This window comes from Paraburkholderia sp. SIMBA_027 (genome assembly GCF_046535315.1).
GTDB classification, from domain to species: Bacteria; Pseudomonadota; Gammaproteobacteria; order Burkholderiales; family Burkholderiaceae; genus Paraburkholderia; species Paraburkholderia tropica.
The window spans coordinates 1-404 of record NZ_JAWRWY010000140.1 but is presented as its reverse complement, the minus strand read 5'-3'; the positions used below and the strand labels follow the sequence as shown (position 1 = coordinate 404).

Annotated in this window: 1 pseudogene; it reads right to left on the bottom strand. The window is 65.8% G+C overall.

Annotation, left to right across the window (positions count from 1 at the left end):
- A pseudogene (tnpB, locus tag SB764_RS38495) lies at nt 1–328 on the bottom strand (IS66 family insertion sequence element accessory protein TnpB); the annotation flags it as partial.
- Nucleotides 329–404: the final 76 nt, after the last annotated feature.

The following is a 404-nucleotide window of genomic DNA, read 5'->3' as shown; positions in this document are numbered from 1 at the left end:
CCGTGATCGCGTGATCGTGTGTGAGTGTCTGCCAGGGTAGCCCCGTCACCAGCGCTCGCAGCTGCTCGGGATTCAGAGCGGTGGCGACCGCCTGGTCCCCATTCGTCCAGATGAACCGCCCCTTGTTCAGGCGACGCGCGGCCAGCCAGATACCGCCCCCGTCCTACACGAGCACCTTCATGCGCGTCGAGTGCCTGTTGGCAAACAGATAGGCGTGGTCCGGCCGTGCCGCGCCGAACACCTTCACGACACGCGCAAGGATCGTATCGATGCCCGCACGCATATCGATGGGCTCGGTTGCCAGCCAGATCGCGTCGATGCGGATCATCGCAGCCACCCTTGCAACCAGGCGGCGCAATCGGCTGCAGCACAAAGCGGCCAGCGCACCATGACGGTCGCCGCCC